Here is a 6,853-nt window from a genome sequence, read left to right on the forward strand (position 1 = left end):
ACTAAATAATTCAACAAACAATGAAATCAAATTTGCGATATTTTTAAATGCTGCTGTAAGAAGAGGTAGTGGAACTAACAATTCAGACGGTTCTTCATCTGGAACTAGCTTAGGTTCTGGTTATGACTTTGCATTAACAGGATCTGGAGATATGCTAGGTGTTGATGGTCTATCTTGGGGTGTTGGTTATGGTGAAGTAGAAGCATCACAAGCAAACATCACAACTGGTGACGAAGGTGATAAAGAAGATATGACTGCTTACGTAACATACGCAATGGGTAGTTTCGTAGTAGGTTATCAAGAGTCAGCAGAGGATGCAGGTGGAACTGGTGGAACAAATGAATACGCTACAAGATGGGGTATTGCATTTAACGTAAACGAAAATTTCTCAATCTCTTACGGAGAAGCCGAAACTGAGTTTGCTAAGCCAGGTGCTGCACACGTAACTGAAGATTTAGAAGGTTTCGCTGTAGCTTACACTATGGGTTCTATGAAAATCGCTGGTAACATGAACGAAGGATCTGCTATGGGTGGAACTTCTGGTACTGACGATTCAATGACTGAGATTGCATTATCTTTTGCTTTCTAATCATTTAAGACTTTAAATTTTATAAAAGCCCCAGTTTTCACTGGGGCTTTTTTTTTACAGGTTATTCTCAATAATTTTTAGATAATCTCTGTATTTTTCATAAGCGCTCAGAGAACTCTTGTAAATAGGTTTTCTTGCTTGTGCGGTACTCATTGTTTTGATTGGATTTTTATTATTATAAAAGTTTAAACAATTTTCCTCCCATTCTAATTCGCAATATTTTAAAATTCTTTTTATTTGTTCTCTATTGTCTTTTACTAGTTCTTCATAACTTATTTCAAGAATATCATTATGTTTTTTGGCTTTCCAAAAACTCATTAAATTTTTGTAGGTTTTGTAGAATTTTACTAAATCATTTTCATCGTATGAAAAACCTAAACCACCTTCAAATAAATTTTTATACAATGAAAGGCAATTATTTTTAGGATCTCTTTGACAATGAATAATTTTTGCATTTGGAAACAAAACTTTAATAAATCCAATCCATCGGAAATTTAAAGGGGCTTTATCTGTAATGAATTTATTTTTTATATTAAAATATTTTATAAAATCCTTGTAGTTTCTGTTAATTAATTCAATTTTAAGTGGATCATTAATTATTTCATTAAATTTCTCAGCATCGATTTTCTGTGATGACATAAAATTATTTTTAATTATTTTTGGCAAAATTGGTAATTCACCACCACCTATAACTTGACTATGAGAGCTTATAATTTGTTCAACTAAAGATGTACCTGATCTAGGCATCCCAAGTATGAAAATTATTTTATCTTGATCTTTTTTTTGATACTTCTCAAAATTTATATTTTCAAAATTTTTTTTTGTTTTTTGAATTAGATCTAAGTCCTCATTGATATTGTAATTAATTTTTTTTTTATTCAAATCATTTCCGATTTTGAGAAAATGGAATGATTTATCTATTTCATTCAAATCTTCGTACGCTTTTGAAAGAGAAAAATATAAGTCAATTTTCTCATCCTGTTTTAAATTGGGATCTTTAATTTTTTCTGAAATTTCCTCGTAATGCCAATTTTTATCTTTGTAAGTAAGGGACTGACTTATTAAAAAATGTGCTTGTGTTAATTTTTGGTTATTTTTTAATGCTTCTTTTGCATATTTAATTGCAGTTTCGAAATTTCCCAATCCTTGATTTGCTGAAGCTAAAGAATATAAAATGATAAAATTATTTGGTGTAATTTTATTTGCTTTTTCATATAATTCTAATGCTTCATCAAATTTATTTAAGTCTCTCTTTAAATTACCTAAGTTAACATAAGCATTAACATATTTTGGATTTGAAATTATAAGATCATTAAATATATTTTCTGCATCTTTATACCTAAGTAAATTTTTATAAGTATTTGCTAAATTGTTTTTAATTGCAAGATTATTAGGTTCTATTTTTAAACCTGTAATAAATATATTTTTTGCTTTCTCATACTCATTAGTATTTTGATATGATGATCCAAGTAAATTATACAAAATTATATTTTCGGGAAATTTTTTCAAATAACCTAAAGCTTTTGAAATAACAAATTTATAATTTTTTGCATTAAAATTGTTTATCAAAATTTGAAAATTTTCTATAATTTGTTTTTTTTTCATTCTTTAATTAAAGTAACTTATACCAGCAAATCCTACAGATTTTGTCATTTTTAGTTTTTTAAGATTTTTATTTTTAATTCCTCCAAGAGCAATAATTTTTTTCTTAGTATTTTTTGACAGAAGGTTAAACTTGATTACCCCCAACTCTTTTTTATAATTTTTTGTCAAAAACATAGGTGATAAAAAAATTAAGTCTACTCCCTGCTCTTCTTTAGTTTTAATTTCTGGCACATTATGTGCAGAGCCCATAACTAAAAAGTTCTTCTTTTTATTTTTAAGAATATGTGAGTAATGTTTTTTGTTAAATGATGGTATGTATACCCCATCAATATTTGCTCTGATTGCTAATCTTATATCGTTTGCTATTATAAGTTTTTTATTGTTTTGTCGGCAAAACTTTTTAATTTCTAGTAATAGTTTAAGATTTATCTTTTTTTGATAATTTCTATATATAATTCCATAATTCTTGGATAAATTATTTATTCTTTTTTTATCAAAAGAATCTATAAAACTATAAATATAAGATGAATCATAATGCATTCTAGTGTTATAAATTTACAGGATATTCAAAAAGAAATACATTTAAAAAATAAAAAAAAAACTTTCAAAACTGAAATAATTGCTGTTAGCAAGACATTTAGCTTAGAGCAAATAAAACCATTAATAGATTATGGTCATAATCATTTTGGTGAAAATAAAGTTCAGGAAGCTGTAGATAAATGGAAATTAATTAAAAAAACTAATTCTAACATCAATCTTCATTTAATTGGGAAATTGCAAACTAATAAAGTTAAATATGCGGTACCATTATTTGATTATATTCACTCTGTAGATAATGAAAAGCTAGCTGAAAAAATTTCAATTGAAGAAAAAAAACATAGAAGAAAGATTAAGATTTTTATTCAAGTAAACATAGGCGATGAAAGTCAAAAAAATGGAATTGATCCAAAATTACTTAGAAATTTTTATAAAAAATGTGTAGATGATATGAATTTAAATGTTGTTGGTTTAATGTGTATACCTCCATTAAACACTGACTCAAAAACATATTTTAATCATATGACTGTACTAGCTAAAGATATTGGACTGACTGAATTAAGTATGGGCATGTCATCTGATTATCTCGATGCAATTGAATATGGGGCAAGTTTTGTGAGAATAGGAACTAAAATATTTGGTAATAGATCTTAAAGTATTTTAATAATAGTTTTTCTATCGATTAATTTTAATAATATTAACATGTCTCTTTTTTTTAATGATATACATCCAAGTGTTTTTTTATAATTATTTGTAAGATGTAAAAAAATCGCACTACCTTTATTTTTAACTGGTTTTTTTGTATTATAATTTATAACAACAACTAAATCATAATTTTCATCTCGTCTAAACATTTTCTCATGTCTAATTTTTTTATTTATCTTTATTAATTTATTATAATGTTTACTTTTTACATCATCACACCAACCCATATTTTTTTGGATAGGAATTTGAAGTAATTTTGTTTTTAATTTTGGGTATCTTTTTTTTCTGTAGTAAAGAGGTCCAATTGAGAAAGTGCCTTTAGGAGTTTTAAAATCACCCTCTTTTTTATTTAAAGTTACACCTTTTTTTCCAATGGAACATTTGAATTTAAATTCATCGAATAAAAGAGTATCTTTGTTTTTAATTATTATTTGCATTTTAAATATTATGAGCTCAAGAGTATTAATAGTTTATAAGTCTCCAATTTTATTCCAAATTTTTGAAGAAATTAAGGAAAATTTAAATTTTGATTTAATTGAGTCCGATGAAAAAAAGATTGATTTAATAGATTTAGGCAAGTTCGAAAACTATATAATCTTGTCTCATACAAAAAATAACCTTAAAAACTGTAATATTATTAATGTACCATTAAATATAAAAAAAATTTTAGAGCAAATAAATATATGGTTTCTCCGTAATAAATTTTTAAATCAATCAAAAATTAAAATAGGAAAATATACCTTAGATCTTAATTCAAGAAGTATTTCTAATGATAAGGCAATTCTTAGTTTGACTGAGAAGGAAACTGAATTAATTATTTGTATTGAAGAGCATGGATTTGTTAGTTTAAAAGATTTACAAAAAAAAGTTTGGAAATATACATCGACGTTAGAAACACATACAGTAGAAACACATATTTATAGACTAAGAAAAAAATTTTTAGATTTTTTTCAAGATAATGATTTTATAAAACATAATAAAAAAGGATATTTTTTAAATTGAAAAAAAATTTAGCAGCAAAAAACTTGTCTAGTAGAAGATATAAATCAAAGGTTTTTAAACCAAAAAAAGGTAAAGGAAGTTTTAAAAGAAAAAAAATTAAATTCTAGCTCCAATTTTTTGAATAATTTTTGAGGATAACTCAGTACCTTTTTTAAGACAATCTATTGTGGAAAAATTATTAATCAAACCATGCAAATATCCTGCTGCGAACAAGTCTCCAGCACCAGTTAGATCTTTTATTTTTAAATTTTGCTCAGCACTACACTCTACTATTTCATCTTTATAAATTGATATTGCTCCTTTTTCACCCCTAGTAATGATTATATTTTTTTTAATTTGTTGTGAAAATGTTATCGCTTCCTCAATTGATTTTGCATTTACTAAAGATAAAATTTCTTGTTCATTTGCAAAAATAATATCCAGCTTATTTTTTACTAATTCTAAAAAATCAATTTTATGTCTTTCAACACAAAATAAATCTGATAATGACATGGCAACTTTCTTTGAGTTTTTAATCGCTTTATCAAATGCTTTTTTTGGGCCTCCTACATCCCACAAATATCCCTCTAAAAATACCATCTCTGTATTTTTTATTTGTTGCTCATCAACATCTTTGTCATTAATTTTTCCTGCCGTTCCTAAGAAAGTACACATTGTTCTCTCTGTATCTGGAGTAATTAATATTAAACAAGATCCTGTTGGAATAGTCTCTTTTTTTTTTTGATACAAATAATCCACATTTTCTCTCTTTAACCCTTGCTCATATTTAAATCCCAAATCATCATCACTCACTTTTCCTAAAAAACCAACTTTATTTCCTAGTTGTGACAAGCCAACTATAGAATTTGCTACTGACCCACCAGAAATAGTTTCTTCAATTTTCAATTTTGATATTAAATTTTTAAATTCATTTTCATCTACTAATTTCATAGTGCTTTTAGTTAGTGAATTTTTTTTTAAAAACTCATCAGAAACCTTACAAAGGACATCTACAATAGCATTTCCAATTCCAACTATTTTCATTAAGGTTTTTTTACAATAAATGGTTTTTTTCTTTTAGGATAACAAGTGGTACAAATTTTACAACTTATTCCATAACAATCTCTAGCTTTACAATATTCTCTTCCATAATAAATAATTTGAAGGTGGAGTTTATTCCAATCTTTTTTAGGAAATAGCCTTTTCAAATCTTTTTCAGTCTGAACTACATTCTTACCGTTTGTTAAACCCCATCTTTGAGCAAGTCTATGTATATGTGTATCCACTGGAAAAGCTGGATTTCCAAAACCTTGAGACATCACAACGCTGGCAGTTTTATGACCGACACCGGGTAATTGTTCAAGTTCTTCAAAAGTTTTTGGAACTTTTCCATTATATTTTTCTATTAAAATTTTTGATAAATTGTAAATACTTTTTGCTTTAATTCTAAATATACCAATTTTTTTTATTAAAACTTCTATTCTTTTTCTACCTAATTTAACAAAGTGTTCAGGTTTATAATATTTTGGATATATTAATTTTGTTACATTATTTACATTAACATCAGTACATTGTGCTGATAAAAGAACTGAAATTAACAGAGTAAATACATTTCTACTTTTTAGTGGAACATTAATTTTAGGGTATGTTTTGTTAAGGATTTTTAAAATTAATTTTGCTCGTTGAATTTCATTCATTATTTGAAATTCATTAAGTCTCTCATTGAATATAAACCAGGTTTTTTCTTTATTAACCAGTTTGCAGCCGATAAAGCACCCTCAGCGTACAAAGCTCTATCAAATGCTTCATGATTTAATCTTATGATCTCTTTTCCACTTGAAAATAAAACTTCGTGCTCACCTATTATTTCACCTTTTCTTATAGAGTTAAAATTAATTTTTTTCCCATAAGGAAAAACTTTTTTATTAAGATATTTTTTTCCAATAATTTTATAAAAATTTTTGTTCTTTCCTACCGCTATTCCTTTTCCTAACATTAAAGCAGTACCAGAAGGATAATCTTTTTTATGTTTATGGTGTATTTCAAAAATTTTACTTAAATACTTATTACCAAGAGATTTTGAAGTAATTTCTGTTATATACATTAATAAGTTAATTCCTAGACTCATATTTCCAGCTTTTAAAATAGGTATCTTTCTAGAATAGGATTTAATCAGATCTTCCTCTTTTTTGGAGAAACCAGTAGTTCCAATAACTACTCTTTTTTTTAATTTAGATGCAATACTTAATACTTCAAATGTACATTTTGGAATAGTAAAATCTATTATGACATCTGTTTTTTTAAATGACTGAAATGTATTAGATTGTATCTCTATACCTTCAATTTTTTTATTTATTTTTTTGTATTCAGTTAAACTGTGAATTTTTCGGCAAAAGACAAAGGAACTGGAAAAGAACAAAAAATCCAAATTCAAGC

General features: G+C 26.0%; 10 protein-coding genes. 4 read left to right on the forward strand and 6 right to left on the reverse strand.

What is annotated here, in order from left to right:
• The coding region (locus AMN95_RS05620) for a hypothetical protein (RefSeq protein ID WP_179850333.1) at positions 1–589 on the forward strand (589 nt) is incomplete at its 5' end.
• A 54-nt stretch (positions 590–643) separates the two neighbouring features.
• Here AMN95_RS05620 and AMN95_RS01330 read toward each other — a convergent pair.
• Positions 644–2,194, reverse strand: a complete 1,551-nt coding sequence (locus AMN95_RS01330) for a tetratricopeptide repeat-containing sulfotransferase family protein (protein WP_075522209.1) — start codon at positions 2,192–2,194, stop codon at positions 644–646.
• A 3-nt stretch (positions 2,195–2,197) separates the two neighbouring features.
• Positions 2,198–2,734 carry a thiamine phosphate synthase gene (locus AMN95_RS01335; RefSeq protein WP_075522210.1) on the reverse strand — a complete coding sequence of 179 codons (537 nt, stop codon included), beginning with the start codon at positions 2,732–2,734 and terminating at the stop codon, positions 2,198–2,200.
• On the opposite strand from AMN95_RS01335, the gene AMN95_RS01340 reads away from it, so the two are divergent.
• Positions 2,729–3,385, forward strand: coding sequence for a YggS family pyridoxal phosphate-dependent enzyme (locus AMN95_RS01340; RefSeq protein ID WP_075522211.1), 657 nt, complete (start codon positions 2,729–2,731; stop codon positions 3,383–3,385). The two genes, AMN95_RS01335 and AMN95_RS01340, sit on opposite strands and share 6 nt — an antisense overlap.
• Here AMN95_RS01340 and AMN95_RS01345 read toward each other — a convergent pair.
• Positions 3,382–3,873: a L,D-transpeptidase family protein gene (locus AMN95_RS01345; protein WP_075522212.1), complete on the reverse strand. Its 492-nt coding sequence runs from the start codon at positions 3,871–3,873 to the stop codon at positions 3,382–3,384. The genes AMN95_RS01340 and AMN95_RS01345 overlap by 4 nt on opposite strands.
• A 10-nt stretch (positions 3,874–3,883) precedes the next feature.
• Between AMN95_RS01345 and AMN95_RS01350 the strand changes: the two genes are divergently transcribed.
• Both AMN95_RS01350 and AMN95_RS05790 read left to right on the forward strand, forming a co-directional pair.
• A complete protein-coding gene (locus AMN95_RS01350) occupies positions 3,884–4,438 on the forward strand; it encodes a winged helix-turn-helix domain-containing protein (RefSeq protein WP_075522216.1) in 555 nt (184 codons plus the stop codon).
• Positions 4,435–4,545, forward strand: a complete 111-nt coding sequence (locus AMN95_RS05790) for an alternative ribosome rescue factor ArfA (RefSeq protein WP_425304621.1) — start codon at positions 4,435–4,437, stop codon at positions 4,543–4,545. Before AMN95_RS01350 ends, AMN95_RS05790 begins: the two co-directional genes overlap by 4 nt.
• Here the strand turns inward: AMN95_RS05790 and AMN95_RS01355 are convergent.
• Genes AMN95_RS01355 through dapB form a run of 3 tightly spaced genes read right to left on the reverse strand, consistent with a single transcriptional unit; the run spans position 4,535 to position 6,851 of the window.
• On the reverse strand, positions 4,535–5,461 hold the full coding sequence (locus tag AMN95_RS01355; RefSeq protein WP_075522213.1) for an adenosine kinase: 927 nt from the start codon (positions 5,459–5,461) through the stop codon (positions 4,535–4,537). The two genes, AMN95_RS05790 and AMN95_RS01355, sit on opposite strands and share 11 nt — an antisense overlap.
• The gene (gene nth, locus AMN95_RS01360; protein ID WP_075522214.1) at positions 5,461–6,114 is read right to left on the reverse strand and encodes an endonuclease III; all 654 of its coding nucleotides are present in this window, start codon (positions 6,112–6,114) and stop codon (positions 5,461–5,463) included. The genes AMN95_RS01355 and nth overlap by 1 nt, the downstream gene beginning before the upstream one ends.
• Positions 6,114–6,851: a 4-hydroxy-tetrahydrodipicolinate reductase gene (gene dapB, locus AMN95_RS01365; RefSeq protein WP_075522215.1), complete on the reverse strand. Its 738-nt coding sequence runs from the start codon at positions 6,849–6,851 to the stop codon at positions 6,114–6,116. Before dapB ends, nth begins: the two co-directional genes overlap by 1 nt.
• Between the last annotated feature and the right edge of the window lie 2 nt (positions 6,852–6,853).

The organism is Candidatus Pelagibacter communis, assembly GCF_001180185.1.
GTDB classification, from domain to species: Bacteria; Pseudomonadota; Alphaproteobacteria; order Pelagibacterales; family Pelagibacteraceae; genus Pelagibacter; species Pelagibacter ubique_F.

What these genes read in the sequence shown, in the direction of transcription:
- AMN95_RS01330 (WP_075522209.1), bottom strand. Translation starts at nt 2,194, where the DNA reads ATGAAAAAAAAACAAATTATAGAAAATTTTCAAATTTTGATAAACAAT.
- AMN95_RS01340 (WP_075522211.1), top strand. Translation starts at nt 2,729, where the DNA reads ATGCATTCTAGTGTTATAAATTTACAGGATATTCAAAAAGAAATACAT.
- AMN95_RS01335 (WP_075522210.1), bottom strand. Translation starts at nt 2,734, where the DNA reads ATGCATTATGATTCATCTTATATTTATAGTTTTATAGATTCTTTTGAT.
- AMN95_RS01345 (WP_075522212.1), bottom strand. Translation starts at nt 3,873, where the DNA reads ATGCAAATAATAATTAAAAACAAAGATACTCTTTTATTCGATGAATTT.
- AMN95_RS01350 (WP_075522216.1), top strand. Translation starts at nt 3,884, where the DNA reads ATGAGCTCAAGAGTATTAATAGTTTATAAGTCTCCAATTTTATTCCAA.
- AMN95_RS01355 (WP_075522213.1), bottom strand. Translation starts at nt 5,461, where the DNA reads ATGAAAATAGTTGGAATTGGAAATGCTATTGTAGATGTCCTTTGTAAG.
- nth (WP_075522214.1), bottom strand. Translation starts at nt 6,114, where the DNA reads ATGAATGAAATTCAACGAGCAAAATTAATTTTAAAAATCCTTAACAAA.